At 73.4% G+C, this 17,064-nt stretch carries 16 protein-coding genes; 11 read left to right on the forward strand and 5 right to left on the reverse strand.

Features of this window, described 5'->3' with window-relative positions:
* Positions 1-74: 74 nt before the first annotated feature.
* The 4 genes from ACWD6P_RS31835 (at position 75) to ilvD (ending at position 4,755) form a co-directional block, all read left to right on the forward strand.
* Positions 75-1,001, forward strand: coding sequence for a Ppx/GppA phosphatase family protein (locus ACWD6P_RS31835; protein WP_451447652.1), 927 nt, complete (start codon positions 75-77; stop codon positions 999-1,001).
* A 174-nt stretch (positions 1,002-1,175) separates the two neighbouring features.
* A complete protein-coding gene (locus tag ACWD6P_RS31840) occupies positions 1,176-2,000 on the forward strand; it encodes a sugar phosphate isomerase/epimerase family protein (protein ID WP_451447653.1) in 825 nt (274 codons plus the stop codon).
* A complete protein-coding gene (locus ACWD6P_RS31845; RefSeq protein WP_451447654.1) occupies positions 1,997-2,632 on the forward strand; it encodes a TetR/AcrR family transcriptional regulator in 636 nt (211 codons plus the stop codon). Before ACWD6P_RS31840 ends, ACWD6P_RS31845 begins: the two co-directional genes overlap by 4 nt.
* Before the next feature lie 272 nt (positions 2,633-2,904).
* Positions 2,905-4,755: a dihydroxy-acid dehydratase gene (gene ilvD / locus ACWD6P_RS31850; protein ID WP_451447655.1), complete on the forward strand. Its 1,851-nt coding sequence runs from the start codon at positions 2,905-2,907 to the stop codon at positions 4,753-4,755.
* 88 nt (positions 4,756-4,843) lie between these two features.
* On the opposite strand, the gene ACWD6P_RS31855 is transcribed toward ilvD, so the two are convergent.
* A complete protein-coding gene (locus ACWD6P_RS31855) occupies positions 4,844-7,150 on the reverse strand; it encodes a protein kinase domain-containing protein (RefSeq protein ID WP_451447656.1) in 2,307 nt (768 codons plus the stop codon).
* 218 nt (positions 7,151-7,368) lie between these two features.
* Between ACWD6P_RS31855 and ACWD6P_RS31860 the strand changes: the two genes are divergently transcribed.
* The 3 genes from ACWD6P_RS31860 (at position 7,369) to ACWD6P_RS31870 (ending at position 9,400) form a co-directional block, all read left to right on the forward strand.
* Positions 7,369-7,752: a peptidase gene (locus tag ACWD6P_RS31860; protein WP_451447657.1), complete on the forward strand. Its 384-nt coding sequence runs from the start codon at positions 7,369-7,371 to the stop codon at positions 7,750-7,752.
* A gap of 82 nt (positions 7,753-7,834) precedes the next feature.
* Positions 7,835-8,434, forward strand: a complete 600-nt coding sequence (locus ACWD6P_RS31865) for a hypothetical protein (RefSeq protein WP_451447658.1) — start codon at positions 7,835-7,837, stop codon at positions 8,432-8,434.
* A gap of 126 nt (positions 8,435-8,560) precedes the next feature.
* Positions 8,561-9,400 carry a class I SAM-dependent methyltransferase gene (locus tag ACWD6P_RS31870; RefSeq protein ID WP_451447659.1) on the forward strand — a complete coding sequence of 280 codons (840 nt, stop codon included), beginning with the start codon at positions 8,561-8,563 and terminating at the stop codon, positions 9,398-9,400.
* Positions 9,401-9,593: 193 nt separating this feature from the next.
* Here the strand turns inward: ACWD6P_RS31870 and ACWD6P_RS31875 are convergent, their stop codons facing one another.
* The 3 genes from ACWD6P_RS31875 to ACWD6P_RS31885 form a co-directional block, all read right to left on the reverse strand.
* Entirely contained in the window at positions 9,594-11,003 is a 1,410-nt protein-coding gene (locus tag ACWD6P_RS31875; protein WP_451447660.1) for a M1 family metallopeptidase, read from the reverse strand.
* A gap of 85 nt (positions 11,004-11,088) precedes the next feature.
* Positions 11,089-12,678 carry a SulP family inorganic anion transporter gene (locus ACWD6P_RS31880; protein ID WP_451447661.1) on the reverse strand — a complete coding sequence of 530 codons (1,590 nt, stop codon included), beginning with the start codon at positions 12,676-12,678 and terminating at the stop codon, positions 11,089-11,091.
* A 244-nt stretch (positions 12,679-12,922) separates the two neighbouring features.
* Complete coding sequence (locus ACWD6P_RS31885) at positions 12,923-13,327, reverse strand: hypothetical protein (RefSeq protein WP_451447662.1); 405 nt, start codon at positions 13,325-13,327, stop codon at positions 12,923-12,925.
* A gap of 251 nt (positions 13,328-13,578) precedes the next feature.
* On the opposite strand from ACWD6P_RS31885, the gene ACWD6P_RS31890 reads away from it, so the two are divergent.
* The 3 genes from ACWD6P_RS31890 (at position 13,579) to proC (ending at position 16,073) form a co-directional block, all read left to right on the forward strand.
* Positions 13,579-14,382, forward strand: coding sequence for an ABC transporter ATP-binding protein (locus ACWD6P_RS31890; protein WP_451447663.1), 804 nt, complete (start codon positions 13,579-13,581; stop codon positions 14,380-14,382).
* The gene (locus ACWD6P_RS31895; RefSeq protein ID WP_451447664.1) at positions 14,379-15,164 is read left to right on the forward strand and encodes an ABC transporter permease; all 786 of its coding nucleotides are present in this window, start codon (positions 14,379-14,381) and stop codon (positions 15,162-15,164) included. Before ACWD6P_RS31890 ends, ACWD6P_RS31895 begins: the two co-directional genes overlap by 4 nt.
* Positions 15,165-15,263: 99 nt before the next feature.
* Positions 15,264-16,073 (forward strand): pyrroline-5-carboxylate reductase, encoded by an 810-nt coding sequence (gene proC / locus ACWD6P_RS31900; RefSeq protein WP_451447665.1) that lies wholly within the window; start codon positions 15,264-15,266, stop codon positions 16,071-16,073.
* Positions 16,074-16,129: 56 nt separating this feature from the next.
* On the opposite strand, the gene ACWD6P_RS31905 is transcribed toward proC, so the two are convergent.
* Positions 16,130-16,654 (reverse strand): hypothetical protein, encoded by a 525-nt coding sequence (locus ACWD6P_RS31905; RefSeq protein ID WP_451447666.1) that lies wholly within the window; start codon positions 16,652-16,654, stop codon positions 16,130-16,132.
* A 230-nt stretch (positions 16,655-16,884) separates the two neighbouring features.
* Here ACWD6P_RS31905 and ACWD6P_RS31910 point away from each other — a divergent pair.
* The coding region (locus tag ACWD6P_RS31910) for a hypothetical protein (RefSeq protein ID WP_451447667.1) at positions 16,885-17,064 on the forward strand (180 nt) is incomplete at its 3' end.

The following is a 17,064-nucleotide window of genomic DNA, read 5'->3' on the forward strand; positions in this document are numbered from 1 at the left end:
GTCCGGTGAGCGGCGGGCCGCGGGTGCGGACCGCGCCGTGAGGAGCACGCCGCCCGCGCAGTAGGTTTCCCCGTATGAGACTCGGTGTCCTCGATGTGGGTTCGAATACGGTCCATCTGCTGGTGGTGGATGCACACCCGGGCGCGCGCCCGCTGCCCGCCTACTCGCACAAGGCGGAGCTGCGCCTTGCCGAACTCCTCGACGAGGACGGTGCCATAAGCGAGGCCGGGGTGGAGCGCCTGGTGGCGACCGTCCAGGAGGCGCTGCAGGTGGCCGAGGACAAGGGTGTCGAGAGCGTGCTGCCGTTCGCCACGTCCGCGGTCCGGGAGGCGTCCAACGGAGACGCCGTACTGCGCCGGGTCGCCCTGGAGACCGGTGTCGAGCTGAAGGTGCTCTCCGGTGAGGACGAGGCGCGGCTCACCTTCCTCGCCGCCCGGCGCTGGCTGGGCTGGTCCGCCGGCCGGCTGCTGGTGCTGGACATCGGCGGCGGCTCGCTGGAGATCGCGTACGGCCTCGACGAGGAGCCGGACGTGGCGGTGTCGTTGCCGCTGGGTGCCGGCCGGCTGACGGCGAACCACCTGCCGGGCGATCCGCCGGACCCGGAGGACGTGCGCACGCTGCGCCGCCGGGTGCGGGCCGAGATCGCCCGGGTGGTCAGCGAATTCCGCCGCTACGGGACGCCTGACCAGGTCGTCGGCACGTCCAAGACCTTCAAGCAGCTGGCCCGGATCGCGGGTGCGGCGCGCTCGGCCGAGGGGCTGTACGTGCAGCGTGAACTGACCCACAAGAAGCTGGAGGAGTGGGTGCCGCGGCTGGCCGGGATGACCGTCAAGGAGCGCGCCGAGCTGCCCGGCGTGTCCGAGGGCCGGTCGCGGCAGCTGCTCGCCGGGGCGCTGGTCGCCGAGGCCGCGATGGACCTGTTCGGCGTCGAGACGCTGGACATCTGCCCGTGGGCGCTGCGCGAGGGCGTCATTCTGCGGCGGCTGGATCATCTGCCGTAGGGGTGGGGTGAAGGTGAGACTGGTCACGTCCGTGTGGTCCCTGGTGTCACGTGCGTCGCCCTTGTCCCACCAGCCCCGGGGCTGTCATGGAGTGGGGAGGGCCGTGGCGGTGCGGGGCCGTGGCCTGCCTCACCTCCTGCCCTGGGCGCAGGTGCGGCCCGTACGCTGTCCCTCGTGACAGAGCCAGTGGTGCGCATCCCGGATGCGAAGGTCGCGCTGTCCACGGCCTCGGTGTATCCGGAGTCGACGGCGACGGCCTTCGAGATCGCCGCGCGCCTGGGCTACGACGGCGTCGAGGTCATGGTGTGGACCGATCCGGTCAGCCAGGACATCGAGGCGCTGCGCCGGCTCTCCGACTACCACGGCGTACCGGTCCTGGCCGTCCACGCGCCGTGTCTGCTGATCACCCAGCGGGTCTGGTCCACCGACCCGTGGGTCAAGCTGCAGCGCGCCCGGAACGCCGCGGAGAAGCTGGGTGCCTCGACGGTGGTCGTGCACCCGCCGTTCCGCTGGCAGCGCAGCTACGCCCGGGAATTCGTCCGCGGGGTGTGGCGCATGGAGGGCGAGACCGACGTCCGGTTCGCCGTCGAGAACATGTACCCGTGGCGCTACCGGGACCGCGAGATGCTGGCGTACGCGCCGGACTGGGACCCCACGAACGACGACTACCGGCACTTCACGGTCGATCTGTCGCACACCGCCACCGCCCGCAACGACGCGCTGGAGATGGTGGCGCGGATGGGCGACCGGCTCGCGCACGTCCACCTCGCCGACGGCAACGGCTCCGCCAAGGACGAGCATCTGGTGCCGGGCCGCGGCAGCCAGCCCTGCGCCCAGGTGCTGGAGCGGCTGGCCGCCACCGGCTTCGACGGGCATGTGGTCGTCGAGGTCAACACCCGCCGCGCGATGTCGGCCGCCGAACGCGAGGCCGACCTGGCCGAGGCGCTGGCCTTCACCCGGCTGCACCTGGCGTCGCCGACCCGGGTGCCGGGTTCGTGAGCGAGCCCGACGACGGCACGTCCGGCCGGCCCGCCCGCCGCCGGGGGCGCCCGGCCCGTGCCGCCGCCGGGACCGGGCCCGGCGCCCGGGACCGGATCCTGGCCGCGGCCCGTACGGAGTTCGCCGAGCGCGGCTACGACAAGACCTCGGTGCGCGGGATCGCCAAGGCGGCCGGGGTGGACGCGGCCCTGGTGCACCACTACTTCGGCACCAAGGAGCAGGTCTTCGCGGCGGCCATCGAGCTGTCCTTCGCGCCCGCGCTGACCATGCCGGACGCCCTCGCCGGCGGCGGCGCCGACGAGGTGGGCGAGCGGATGGCCCGCTTTATGTTCGGGGTCTGGGAGAACCCGGTCAGCCGGCCGCCGCTGCTGGCGATCATGCGCTCGGCGCTGACCAACGACACCGCGGCGGCGGTGCTGCGCGGGCTCATCGAGCGCCGCATGCTGCAGCGGGTCGCGGGGGAACTCGACGTCCCCGACCCCGAGTTCCGGGTGCAGCTGGCCGCCGGTCACCTCATCGGCATCGCGCTCCTGCGCTATGTGATCAAGATGGATCCGGTGGCCTCCGCGGAGCCGGAGGAGATCATCGCGATGGTCGCGCCGACGCTGCAGAGGTATCTGACGCAGCCGTGAGCGCCGGGCCTGCCGTGAGCGCCGGGCCCGCCGTGAGCGCCGGGCCCGCCGTGCGCCGCCCCCGCCGTACGCCGCCCCCGCGGAACACGCCGCGCCCGCCCCGCTGTCCGCACTCCGGTCAGCCATCTCACATACCGGAGTCAGTGTCCGGATCTTGGATCAAGAGCGTAACCTCGGCTTCAGCTGCTCTATGACGCCGCCCGGCAGGCGCCAGGCCCCTGGCCCCGCCGGATCCGGCGGTCGTACGGACGAAAACCGAGGGAGTGACCATCGTGCCCGATCTGAGGTCCCGCACCGTTACCCATGGCCGCAACATGGCGGGCGCCCGCGCCCTTATGCGGGCCTCGGGCGTAGCGAGCGAGGACATCGGCAAGCCGATCATCGCGGTGGCCAACTCCTTCACCGAGTTCGTGCCCGGACACACCCACCTCGCCCCGGTCGGCCGGATCGTCTCCGACGCCATCCGGGCCGCGGGCGCGGTCCCCCGCGAGTTCAACACGATCGCCGTCGACGACGGCATCGCCATGGGGCACGGCGGCATGCTGTACTCCCTGCCCTCCCGCGACCTGATCGCCGACTCGGTCGAGTACATGGTCGAGGCGCACTGCGCCGACGCGCTGATCTGCATCTCCAACTGCGACAAGATCACTCCGGGCATGCTGATGGCCGCGATGCGGCTCAACATCCCGGTGGTCTTCGTCTCCGGCGGCCCGATGGAGGCCGGCCAGGCCACCCTCGTGGACGGCACGGTCCGCAAGCTCGACCTGATCAACGCCATCGTCGACTCGGTCAACGACAGCGTCTCCGACGAGGACGTGCTGCGCATCGAGGAGAACGCCTGCCCGACCTGCGGCTCGTGTTCCGGCATGTTCACCGCCAACTCGATGAACTGCCTGACCGAGGCCATCGGGCTGTCCCTGCCCGGCAACGGCTCGGTGCTCGCCACCCACACCGCCCGCCGCGCGCTGTACGAGAACGCCGGCCGTACGGTCGTGGAGATCACCAAGCGCTACTACGAGGACGGCGACGAGTCCGTCCTGCCGCGCAACATCGCCACCCGGGCCGCCTTCGAGAACGCCATGGCCCTCGACATCGCCATGGGCGGCTCCACGAACACCATCCTGCATCTGCTCGCCGCCGCCCAGGAGGCCGAGCTGGACTACGACCTCAAGGACATCGACGCCGTCTCCCGCCGCGTCCCGTGCCTGGCCAAGGTCGCCCCGAACGTCGCGCCCGGCGGCACGTACTACATGGAGGACGTGCACCGCGCCGGCGGCATCCCGGCCATCCTGGGCGAGCTCTACCGCGGCGGACTGCTCAACGAGGACGTGCACTCCGTGCACTCCGCCTCGCTCGCCGACCACCTCAAGACCTGGGACGTGCGCGGGGGTTCGCCCTCCGCGGAGGCCGTCGAGCTGTGGCACGCCGCGCCCGGCTGCAAGCGCTCGGCGACCGCCTTCTCGCAGTCCGAGCGCTGGGATTCGCTCGACGTGGACGCCGAGGGCGGCTGCATCCGCTCCGTGGAGCACGCCTACTCCGAGGACGGCGGACTGGCCGTCCTCAAGGGCAACATCGCCGAGGACGGCTGCGTCGTGAAGACCGCCGGCGTCGACGAGTCGATCTGGACCTTCGAGGGCCCGGCCGTGGTCTGCGAGTCGCAGGAGGAGGCCGTCGACAAGATCCTCGCCAAGCAGGTCAAGGAGGGCGACGTCGTCGTCATCCGCTACGAGGGCCCCAAGGGCGGACCCGGCATGCAGGAGATGCTCTACCCGACGTCGTTCCTCAAGGGCCGCGGCCTGGGCAAGGCCTGCGCGCTGGTCACCGACGGCCGGTTCTCCGGCGGCACCTCCGGCCTGTCCATCGGCCACGCCTCACCCGAGGCGGCGTCCGGCGGCACCATCGCCCTCGTCGAGGACGGCGACCGCATCCGCATCGACATCCCCGGCCGCTCGATCGAGCTCCTCGTCGACGACGCCACGCTGGCCGCCCGCCGTGAGGCCCTGGGCGGCGTCTACGCCCCCAAGTCCCGCCAGCGCAAGGTCTCGGCGGCGCTGCGGGCGTACGCGGCGATGGCGACCAGCGCCGACAAGGGCGCGGTGCGCGACGTGAACAAGCTGGGCTGAGCCCCGCGGCCACAGGGCCCCGCGCGCCGCGGCTTCCGGCGGGCGGGGCCCTTCGCTGAACGGCCGCTGTACGGCCGGTCCCGGCGGCCTACCAGCGGGACGGGTCCGCGGTGTCCGCCGCGAAGACCGTGCCGTCCGGCGCGGCCGCATAGATCCGGCCCCGCCCCGCGTCCGCCACCGGGGCGGGCAGGGTCTCCAGGAAACCGTTGTGCCGGCTCGCCGCCAGCCGCGCCCTGGTCTGCCCGAGCAGCGCACCGGAGCGGGTGTCCACGGCCAGCAGCCGCCCGTCCGCCGCCGTGAAGTACAGCCGTCCGCCGCTCACCACGGGCGCCGAGCCCCGGCTGACCGAGGTCTCGGTGTCCCAGGTGCGCTCCCCGAGGGCCTGCAGCCGGCCGCCCTCGGCCAGCACGTAGACCGTCTCGCCGCTCACCACGGCCGCCACCGGGCCGTCGAGCGGCGCGCCGAGCGGCAGGCGGCGGGTGCGCCCGGTGTGCGGGTCGTAGCGGACGACGCCGGTGGTGACGTAGGGGCGCCGGGGGTCGACGGCGGTGAAGTAGAGCGCCCCCGAGGAGCCGGCGCCGGCCAGTGTGAGCGAGCCGGGCAGCCGCCGGGACCAGCGCACCGAGCCGTCCTCGGGGTCGATCGCGGTGACCGGGGTGCTGGTGCCGTCGACGGCACCTACGGCGTAGGCGGTACGGGCGTCGCCGAAGGCGCGGAGGGTGGCCGCCGTGATCCCGGCGAAGGGCTTGCGCCAGCGCTGCCGGTGGGTCGCGCTGTCGAGGGCGGTGACCGTGCCGTCGCCGGTGGCGAGCAGGACGCGGTCGCCGAGGACCGCCGCCCCGCCCTCGTAACCGGACAGGTCCTGGCTCCAGCGGGTCGCGCCCTTCCCCCGCGCCGACGCGTCCAGCGCCTCCAGCTTCCGGTTGTCGGGCGACCAGACGTACAGCAGGCCGCCGGAGACCACCGGCGCCGCCGGCGGGGAGTCCGTGGTGGCGTGGACCGGGGCGGTGCGCAGCCACGTCCGGGCCCCGGTGCGGGCGTCGAGGCGGGCGGCCCGCACTCCGGACTGGACGCAGTAGACGGCGTCCGGCCCGGCCGTGCAGAACGGCATCTCGGAGCGGTGGCCGCCGGGCCGCTCGGCGAGCGCGGCGTGCCAGGGGCGGAAGCCGTCCGCGGCCCGCGGATGGGTCTGCAGCGCCGGGTCGCCGCCCGCCGCCCCGGACGACAGGGCCCGTACGCCCGCGAACCCCGCGGCCCCGGCGACCAGCAGCGCCGCGGCGGCCCACAGCGGCCATCGCCGGCGGGCCTTCGGGGCGCCGGTGCCCGCGCCGGCACCGGCCGCCTCCGGACCGGGGCCGGTGCCCGGGTCGGCGGCGTCCTGCGGGCCGGCCGGGCGGGCGCGGACATGGGTGGTCTCGGCGCGCGCGGGGGCCGCCGCGGCGTCCGGCGGCTGCCGCTGGGCGGGGATCCGGGCGCCCGGTGCCGCCCCCGCGGGCAGCGGGCCCGGCGGCTGCGCGGTGAGGTACGGCCGCGCGGGGACGGCCGGCAGGTCGAGCGCCGGCTCGGTGTGCAGCTCGGTGTGCAGCAGCGCCATCAGCTCGCCCGGCGTCGGCCGGTCCGCCGGGTCCTTCGCCAGGCAGCTGCCGATCAGCGGCGCCAGCTCCTCCGGCACCCCCGCCAGATCCGCCTCGTCGTGCACCACCTGATACGCCACCAGGTACGGGCTCTCCGAGTCGAACGGGCCGCTGCCGGTCGCCGCGTGCACCAGCACCGACCCCAGCGCGAACACATCCGCCGCCGGGCCCACCTCGCGCGGCCGCTGGAACTGCTCGGGCGCCATGAACGGCGGCGTACCGATCAACTTGCCGGTCTCGGTGCGCATTTCACTGTCCGACGGCCGCGAGATACCGAAATCGATCACTTTCGGGCCGTCGGGGGCCAGCAGCACATTTCCCGGTTTGAGGTCGCGGTGCACCACCCCGGCGCGGTGGATGTCGCGCAGCGCCTCGGCGAGACCGGAAGCCAGTCGGCGGACCTCGGCGGGCGGCATCGGGCCGTTCCGCTTCACATGGTCGGAAAGCGTCGGGCCGGGAATGTGCAGGGTCGCCATCCAGGGGCGTTCGGCATCCGGATCCGCGTCCACGACGGGTGCCGTGAAGGCCCCGCTGACCCGCCGCGCGGCCGCCACCTCCTGCCGGAACCGCCCCCGGAACTCGGGGTCCTGGGCGAATTCGGCGTGAATGACCTTGACCGCGAGTTGCAGCCCCGAGGACGAGCGCGCCACATGCACCACGCCCATACCGCCGGAGCCGAGCCGTGCCTCCAGGCGATATTGACCGGCGTATTCCGGACGCTCCGCTTCCGGGCCGGCCCCGGAATCACGCAGCGGCGGCATCGCTCCACCCCCGTGTCCTACCCTGTGCAATTCGGTCGCAGGTGCGACGCGCGGAGCCTAGTCGATGACACGTACGAGATGAATGAGGCTTGCTAGCGTGCCGGATGCACGTCCGAAAACGAACGTTGCCGCCGGCGGCGAAAGGCAGCGCCGCACATAACGGCAGCACGGCAATCACCCATCACGGCAACCACCAATCACCAACGGGGGAACACGAAATGACGACGCAGGACGAGCATCGCTTCTGGGACCTGGACGCGATCGCGGGGAACCTGGACGACGACGCGGACACGGGTGCCGCGGAGGGCGGCGCCGACGGGGCCGCACCGGCCGCCCTGGCGGCCAGTGCCCGCCGCTCCTTCCAGGTCGCGCCCGGCCACCGCCTCAAGGTCCGCAAGGGCCCCAGCACCGCCGCCGCGGTCGTCCGGGTGCTGGCGGAGGGCGCCTGGATCCAGATCAACTGCCAGCGCCGCGGCCAGCGGGTGAGCGGCCCGTACGGCACCACGGACATCTGGGACAACATCGCCCCCGGCCAGTTCGTCTCCGACGCCTACGTCAAAACGGGCAGCAGCGGCCCGGTCGCGCCGAAGTGCACCAGCTGAGAGCCGGGCACCCGCACCGCCCGCAGACTCCGCCGCCGCCCGCCACCGGGGCGGGCCGCCCCGCGCGGGGATAATCGAGGCCATGAGCGACGAGCAGACCCCCGCCCGGAGCCCGGAGCACGACGGCCCCGAGCCGGAGGAGATCCGGTTCTTCGGCACCACCTGGGTCCACCACGACGGCGGCTACGCCCTGCGCAGGGCCGGCGTCGCGGCGGGCTCGCTCGCGCTCGCCGCGGCCGGCGCGGTCGTGCTGCGCTTCGCGTTCCAGGGCCTGGAGATCGCCGCCGTCGGCCCGTTCGTCGGCATCCTGGTCGTCGCCGGCTTCGCCGTCTGCAGCGCCCTGGCCTTCCGCCGCACCTGGGACGGCTTCGTACGCCGCCCCGAACGCTCCCCGGGCTCTTCGCGAGCGGGCGACGCCCCCTCCCCCTCCGCCACGTCCGGGCAGAGCCTGATGCTGATCGGCTTCATCGGCTCCCTGCTCGCCTACTTCTGCCGCAGCCTCGTCGAGGCCCCCGGCGAGCGGCTGCACCGCGCCGAGTACACGGCGGCCCGCGAACGCCACGAGCGCCGCCGCAGCACCCGCACCGGCAACCCGGCCGCGAAGAACGCGAGCAGCGCGAAGAACGGGAGTAGCGCGAAGAGCGCGAGGAGCGCGAAGAAGGGTGCGGGCAAGCGCCGTTAGGGCGTCCGGGGGGAGGCGCGGCGGCGGTGCCCTCGGTCAGCCCCGCGGCACACCGGGCGGCCAACGGGCCGCGTCTTCCGGCCCGTTGGTCGGTCAGGGACCCCTCCCGTGGTGCAGGGTGGCCGTATGACCCACGCTGCCCGCCGTCCCCGCCCAAAGGAGCCGCAGCGGCCCCCGCGGCCCTCCGCGCCGCCGGCCCCCGCCCGGCTCGCCCGCTCCTTCGACGCCGTGGCTGCCCAGTACGCGGCGGCCCGCCCCGGATATCCGCCGGCCCTGTTCGACGCCGTCGAGGAGCTGGCCGGGCGGCCGCTGGCCGGGGCGCGGGTGCTGGACGTCGGGGCCGGAACCGGTATCGCCACCGGGCTGCTCACCGCGCGCGGCGCCCGGGTCACCGCCGTGGAGCCCGGCGCCGGGATGGCCGCCGAGCTGCGTACCGCACACCCGGGCACCCGGCTCGTCCGCGCACTCGGCGACGCGCTGCCGTTCGCCGACGACGCCGGCTTCGACCTCGTCGGCTACGCCCAGGCCTGGCACTGGACCGACCCGGCGCGCTCGGTCCCGGAGGCCATGCGGGTGCTGCGGCCCGGCGGCGCGCTCGCCCTGTGGTGGAACATCCCCGACCCGGGCGTCGCCTGGGCCGCCGAACAGGAGGCCCGCCTCGCCCGCCGGCTCCCCGGCTACCACGCCCACAGCGTGGCACCACAGGCCCCCGACCTGATCCGCGGTCTCGGCCTCGGCCTGCGCCCCGTAGCGCGCGTCCTGCACTGGACCCGGCGGGTCCCCCTCGACACCCACCTCGCGATGCTCGGCAGCCGCTCCTACTTCGCCGCGATCGGCCCGGCGGCCGCCGCCCCCGTCCTCGCGGACGAACGCGCCGCCCTCCTGGACGTCTTTCCCGACGGCACCGTCGAGGAGGCCTACGCGCTCGACCTCACCGTCACACTCCGGCCGCCCGCCTCGTCATAAGCCCGCACCTGCGGCGGACGGCGCCGCGTACGACACCGAAGGAGCGGGCCATGACACGCCTTCACCGTCCATGACGGGCGGATCACCGAGGTGGACGCCGTCATCAACCCGGACAAGCTCGGCCACCTCGGCATCCTCGACCACTGGTGAGACGCCCGAGGACGCGGCCACTGCCTCGGCCCCTGCGCCCCGCTCAGTACTCCCAGTCCGGCTTGCCCTTGCCGTAGAGCCAGTCGGCGAACAGATCGGTCAGATCCACGTCCGTGCGCGCCTCGCAGAAGGCGATGAAGTCCTTGGTGTCGGCGTTGGCGTGGCGGTACTCGGCGGGCCACTCCTTGAGGATCTTGAAGAACGTCTTGTCGCCGACGGCCTTGCGCAGCTGCTGGAGCACCATCGCGCCCCGCTCGTAGACGGGCGTCCCGGTCACGTTCTTCGCCTTGCCGGGCTTGCCCGGCGGGAACTCCCAGCGCTCGGTGTCCGCGCCGTCCTCGTAGAGCGCGGCGAACTGCTGCTGCGGCGTCCGGCCGCCCTCGTGCTCCTCCCACAGCCACTCGGCGTAGGTCGCGAAGCCTTCGTTGAGCCAGGTGTCCTGCCAGGTCTTCGGCGTCACCGAGTCGCCGAACCACTGGTGGGCCATCTCGTGCACCACGGTCGCGGTGTCCGGCGCCCCGGCGTAGACCGGCTTGGTCTGGGACTCCAGGGCGTACCAGTCGATCCGCTCCGGGGTGCGGTCGACGATCGCGCCCGCCGAGGAGAAGGGGTAGGTGCCGAACAGCCCGCTCTCCCACTTGATGATCTCCGGCAGCCGCTCCAGCGGCCCCTTGCTCGCCTTCTCCTCCGCCGGGTCCACCGCGACGTACAGCGGCAGCCCGTCGGCCGTACGGGACGTGCGGACGTTGAACCTGCCGATGGTGGCGGTGGCGAGGTAGGTGGCCATCGGCTGCGGGTTGTGCCAGCGGAAGGTGGACTTCCCCTTGGCGGTCTTCGACGAGCGCAGCTCCCCGTTGGCGACGGCGGTGTAGCGCTGCGGCACGGTGATGGTGAAGTCGTAGGCGGCCTTGTCCCCCGGGTGGTTGTTGCCGGGGAACCACGTCATGGCCCCGGCCGGCTCACCCGAGACGAACGCCCCGTCGGCGGTCTTGACCCACCCTTCCGTCGACCCGTCCGGGTCCTTCATCTCCTGCGGAGTCCCGCTGTAGTCGACGGTCGTACGGAACCGCGCGCCCTTCGCGATCCCCCCGGCCGGCGTCACCGTCAGCTTGTGCCCCTTGCGGGAGAACACGGCGTCCTCGCCGTCGACCCGGACGGCGGACACCCGCAGCCCCTGCAGATCCAGCTTGAACGAGCGCAGGTCCTGCTGGGCGCGGGCGGTGATCTCGGCGGTGGCGTCCAGGTGTCGGCGCCGCACGTCGTAGTCGAGATCGAGCCCGTAGTGGCTGACCTGATAGCCGCCGTTGCCGAGCGCCGGGAAGAGCGGGTCGCCCACCCCGCCGCTGCCCGCCGCCCCCGTGGCACTCACGGCGGCGCTTGTGCACGAGGACAGCAGCAGGGCGACGGACAGCGCGGCGGTCGCGCCGCAGCAGCGAAGGGGCCGACGGTTCACAGCGCTCCTCGGGTCGGTGATCACAAGCTCCCCGACCCTACGGTCATTTCCGCTGCTACGCCCCTCCGTTACCGGTTGCGGCACATTACGGGGCGGTGGATGACGCGGTGCGCCGCGCGGTCCCCTCCGGGCCGTGGCGCTGCTCCTCCCAGTTGCCGAGCGCGGCCGCACACGCGTGGTCGAGATGGCGCAGCCCGGACAGGTCCAGCTCTACCTCCCGGTCCCGGGGCAGCGCCTCCAACTGGTCGAGGAGCTTGGGCAGCCGCAGGAAGGTGGCATTGCCGAGGGCCCGTACGCGGACGGGGCGACGGGGGCCGTACACGGGCGCCCCCTCGGGCTCCTCCAGTCCCACGATCTCCAGGTGCACCTGCGAGGTCTCCCACGCCGACTTGGCGATCGCCATCAGCAGCCCCAGCAGCACGCCCTCGAACATGTTGGTGGCCACGATCGCCACCGCGGTCGACGCCAGCACCACGGCCTCCCCCCGGTGCTCCCGCCACAGCGGGCGCCACTCCTTCACCGGGAGCAACTTCCACCCGGCGTGCACCAGTACGCCGGCCAGCGCCGCGATCGGAATCGCGCCCAGCGCCGCCGGGAAGGCCGCCGCGAAGAGCAGCAGCCACACCCCGTGCAGCACCCGGGAGGCCTTCGTCCGCGCCCCGGCCCGCACGTTCGTGGCGCTGCGGACGATGACCGCGGTCATCGGCAGCGCACCCAGCAGCCCGCACACCGTGTTGCCGGCGCCCTGCGCCATCAGCTCCTTGTCGTAGTCGGTCTTCGGCCCGTCGTGCAGCCGGTCCACCGCGGCCGCGCTGAACAGCGACTCCGCCGACGCGATCAGGGTGAAGGCGAGCACGGTGCCCAGCGCACCGGCCACCGCCCCCGCCTCCGCCAGCCGGGCGAAGTCCGCCCCGCCCGGTGGCTGTACGACGTCCAGCAGGCCCTGCACTTCGACCCGCGCCACCCGCAGGTCCCAGACGAACACCCCGGCGGTCGCCAGCGCCACCGCCACCAGCGGCGCCGGCAGCACCCGTGCCGCGCTGCGCCACCGCGGCCACAGCACCAGCAGCGCGATGGTCGACGCGCCGATGGCCAGCGCCGTCAGCGCCTCGCTGGACCCGGCGGTGTCCGCCGCGAGCCCGGGCAGCCCGGCCAGATTGGCCGGCCCGCCGCCCGGCGCCTCGGCGTCCGCCAGGGCGTACAACTGCCCGGCGATCAGCACCAGTCCGATGCCCGCGAGCATCCCCTGGACGACCGCGACCGAGATGGCCCGGAACCAGCGCCCCAGCCGCAGCGCCCCCATGGCCAGCTGCAGCACGCCGGCGATCAGCACCAGCGCGCCCAGCGCGCCGAGGCCGTACTCCTGCACGGCCTCGTAGACCAGCACGGTCAGCCCGGCGGCCGGCCCGCTGACCTGCAGGCTGCTGCCCGGCAGCAGACCGGTGAGCAGACCGCCGACGATCCCGGTGACCAGGCCGAGTTCGGCCGGCACCCCGGACGCGACGGCCACCCCGACACACAGCGGGACGGCGACGAGGAAGACGACGAGAGAGGCGGTGAAGTCGGCGCGCCAGACGGCGAACGAAGTCCGCGGCGCCGAGCGGGCGGAGCGGGGGGCAGAAGCAGGTATGGACTGCCGGGACGGGCGGTGGCGGGCAACACGGAACCTACGCATGAGCATGCCTCCAGCGAGTGCGAGATGCGGTGGCGCACGCACGAGCACGAGCACAGGCCCGGCTACGGGCACGTGCACAGGCTTGGGTGCGGGCACGACAAGCAGGCGCACGGGGCCCGGTCGGCCTGCTGTCGCCGGCCGCCGCGCGGCGCCGTGCGGCGCGCGCCATGAAGGGTGATGCGAGATGACGGCTGGATCCGTCGGATGCGCGGGCCGGGGAAGACCCTGGGGCAGCTCTCCGCTCTCAGCAGCGGAAGACGAGGTGCTGGACCGGCAGTTCGCCCGATCTCGACACGGGCACCGCCTGGCGGCCGGTCAGCGGCGCGGCCACCGCCGACCCGCCTGCGGTGCGGGCGGGAGCGGCGGTCGACACGGGCGTGCCCGGCGGGGCGGGCGCGCAGACCGTGGCCGCGGAGCGGCCGCCCCGGCGCGGTTGACAGCGGCCGGAGACGATCTCCGGGTCCTCGGCGGGGTCCGACGCGACCGGGGCGGCGCCCTCGGAACCGGCGCCGGAGGAGCTGTTCCTGGCGGGCGCGGCCGCCGCGGCGCCTCCGTACGCGCCGTCGGCGGCGGTCGGCAGGGCCAGCACGACGGCCAAGAGGATCAACAGAAGCCGGCCGAGGCGGCCGACCTGCTGGATCTTCGCCATCGTCGCCCCTTCCGGCGCGGCTGGACAGGTCACCCCATTGTGTCGAGCCGGACAGGCCGCACCGCAACTCGATATGTAACCGCCCTGTAAACGTGGGGTTATCGGACAGGACGGAACGCTTCCGTTCGCGCCGGCGACCGCCGGAGCGCGCTCCAAGCTTCAACGCGCTGTATCCCGCGCCACTGCGCCGCGTTGTCACTCGAATGGCCTAACCCTTGACGCGCCACCTTGCCCGGCCCATTATTCATCGCATGATGAATTATGGTGACGGCGGCGCCACCGGCCCCGCCGTCCACGCCCGTGACCTCACCGTCGTCCGCGGCGGCCGCACCGTCCTCGACGCCCTCACCTGCCACCTCCCGCGCGGCCGGATCACCGGCCTGCTCGGCCCCTCCGGCTGCGGGAAGACCACCCTCCTGCGCGCCGTCGTCGGCACCCAGGCCCACGTCACCGGCACCCTCGAAGTCCTCGGTCACCCCGCGGGCGACCCCCGGGCACGCGCCCGCACCGGCTACGTCACCCAGCACCCGTCCGTATACGACGACCTCACCGTCCGCCAGAACCTCGACTACTTCGCCGTCGTCCGGCACCCCGGCCGGGCCGCCCGCGACCGCCGCCGCGAGAGCGTCGCCCGCGCCCTCGCGGACGTCGACCTCACCCGCCACGCCGACGCCCTCGCCGGCCGCCTCTCCGGCGGCCAGCGCAGCCGCGTCTCCCTCGCGGTGGCCCTCCTCGGCGCCCCCGAACTCCTCGTCCTCGACGAACCCACCGTCGGCCTGGACCCCGTACTCCGCCGCGACCTGTGGCACCTCTTCCGCACCCTCGCCGCCGACCGGGGCACCACCCTCCTGGTCTCCTCCCACGTCATGGACGAGGCCGAGCGCTGCGACCGCCTCCTGCTGATGCGCGACGGCCGCTTCCTCGCCGAGGACACCCCGCACGCCCTGTGCGAGCGCACCGGCGCGCCCACCGTCGAGGCCGCCTTCCTCCACCTCGTCGACGAGGCCGCCGGCCGGCACACCACCACCACGACCACCGAGGAGCCGGCCCGATGACCACCACCGCACCCGCCGCGGCCCCCCGCAGGACCACCGCGCCGCTCTCCCCGTCGCGCACCCTCGCCACCGCCGCCCGGGTCCTGCGCCAGCTGCGCCACGACCCGCGCACCCTCGCGATGATGCTCGTCGTCCCGTGCGTGATGACCGCCCTGCTCCGCTACGTCTTCGACGCCCGCCCGGAGGCCTTCGACGGCATCGGGGCCGCCCTCCTCGGCATCTTCCCGATGATCACGATGTTCCTGGTGACCTCCATCGCCACCCTGCGCGAACGCACCTCGGGCACCCTGGAACGCCTGCTCGCCATGCCGCTCGGCAAGGCCGACCTGATCGGCGGCTACGCCCTGGCCTTCGGCCTGCTGGCCGTCGTCCAGTCCGCCCTCGCCACGGCCCTGTCCCTGTGGGTCCTCGGCCTCGACATCACCGGCTCGCCCTGGCTGCTCCTGCTCGTCGCCGTCCTGGACGCCCTCCTCGGCACCGCCCTGGGCCTGTTCGTCTCGGCCTTCGCCGCCTCCGAATTCCAGGCCGTCCAGTTCCTGCCCGCCGTCCTGATGCCCCAGCTCCTGCTCTGCGGCCTGTTCACCCCGCGCGACACCATGCACCCGGCCCTCGAAGCCCTCTCGGACGTCCTGCCGATGTCCTACGCCGTCGACGGCATGAACGAGGTCCTCCAACACCCCGACATCACCGGCGACTTCCTCCGCGACACGCTCGTCGTCGCCGGCTGCGCCCTGTTCACCCTCGCCCTCGGCGCCGCCACCCTCCGCCGCCGTACGAGGTGACACCGTCTTGGCCCTCGGAACGCGGCCGCCCCGCACACCCCCCAGGTGCGAGGATGACGGCGTAACCGACCAGGCACCACCGGCGAGGTGAACCGCAGCATGACCCAGAAGGTCGCCGTACTCGGCACCGGAAAAATCGGCGAAGCCCTGCTCAGCGGAATGATCCGAGGCGGCTGGGCGCCCTCCGACCTCCTGGTCACCGCCCGCCGCCAGGAGCGCGCCGAGCAGCTGCGCACCCGCTACGGCGTGGAGGCCGTCAGCAACGCCGAGGCCGCCAAGTCCGCCGACACCCTCATCCTCACCGTCAAGCCGCAGGACATGGGCACCCTCCTGCGGGAGCTCGCCCCGCACGTCCCCGCCGACCGCCTGGTCATCAGCGGCGCAGCCGGCATCCCCACCTCCTACTTCGAGGAGCGCCTGACCGCCGGCACCCCGGTCGTCCGGGTCATGACGAACACCCCCGCCCTCGTCGACGAGGCGATGTCCGTCATCTCCGCCGGCAGCCACGCCAGCGCCGCCCACCTCACCCTCGCCGAGGAGATCTTCTCCACCGTCGGCAAGACCCTCCGCGTCCCCGAGAGCCAGCAGGACGCCGCCACCGCCCTCTCCGGCTCGGGCCCGGCCTACTTCTACTTCCTCGTCGAGGCCATGACCGACGCCGGCATCCTCCTCGGCCTGCCCCGGGACAAGGCCCACGACCTCATCGTCCAGGCCGCCATCGGCGCCGCCGTGATGCTCCGCGACAGCGGCGAACACCCCGTCAAACTCCGCGAGAACGTCACCTCCCCGGCCGGCACCACCATCAACGCCATCCGCGAACTCGAAAACCACGGCGTCCGCGCCGCCCTGATCGCCGCCCTGGAAGCCGCCCGCGACCGCAGCCGCGAACTGGCCACCGGCAACGGCTAGGCCACCCCACGGTGGGGTCGCCGGCCCACACACCGGCCACCCCACCGGCCCCGCGCCTACGCCAGCAGCCCCACGGCCCGATACGCCGCATCCACCCGCGGCCTGGCCAGCCCCCGAGCCCGCTCCGCACCCACCCGAAGCACCTCCTCCACATACGAAGGATCCGCGGCCAGCTCCGCATGCCGCTTCCGCACCGGCCGCAGCCCCTCCACCACCACCTCCGCCGCGTCCTTCTTCAACGCCCCGCGTGTCCCGTACGCCAGGATGTCCACCGCCCTCAGCACCGGACGGGTCAGCAGCGACAGCGGCACACTCCCGCCCCGCGCCCGCTCCCGCGCGGCCTTCTCCTCGTACTGGATCACGCTCCGCACCTCCCCCTCGGAGGCCGTGCACTCCATCAGATACGACAGCCGCACATGCTCATCCACCTGGCTCTGCACAAACACCGTGCACAGCTCCGGATCGAGCCCCGCCGCCAGCAGCAGCGTTGCGACCCACCGCCGCATCGCCCCGAGATAGTTCCCCGGCCGGCTACGAGAGGGGGATACGCGAACGGCCGCCGAAGCGGCGGCCGTGGTCATGCATGCGCTGGTCGGCCGCCGTCAGGCGAGCCACCACTGCTGTACGAGCGCATGCGTAGTCATGGGGCCCAAGCTACTCGGCAACCCCCTGCCCGGCACGGGTTTGAACAACCCCACCCCCTCGTGTAGTGTCCTCCGAGTTGCCACGGAGCCGACCGGCCCCAGGCAACCATCCCGCCGCTTCGCGGCACACCACTACTGCACGGCCCCTCACCGGGAAGAATTTTGGCATGCCGGAATTCGGACCGCGGCGCGATTATGTGCCGACGAGGAATTCCGCTAAAGTAGTGATCACGCCGAAAGGCGCGAACAAACCCCCTCCGACGGGGAATCGGAAACAAATTCGGACCGGCAACGGAACGAAAGCGGATCTGATAGAGTCGGAAAGGCCGAAAAGCGAAAGCCGAACG

Source organism: Streptomyces sp. NPDC002446 (assembly GCF_053595675.1).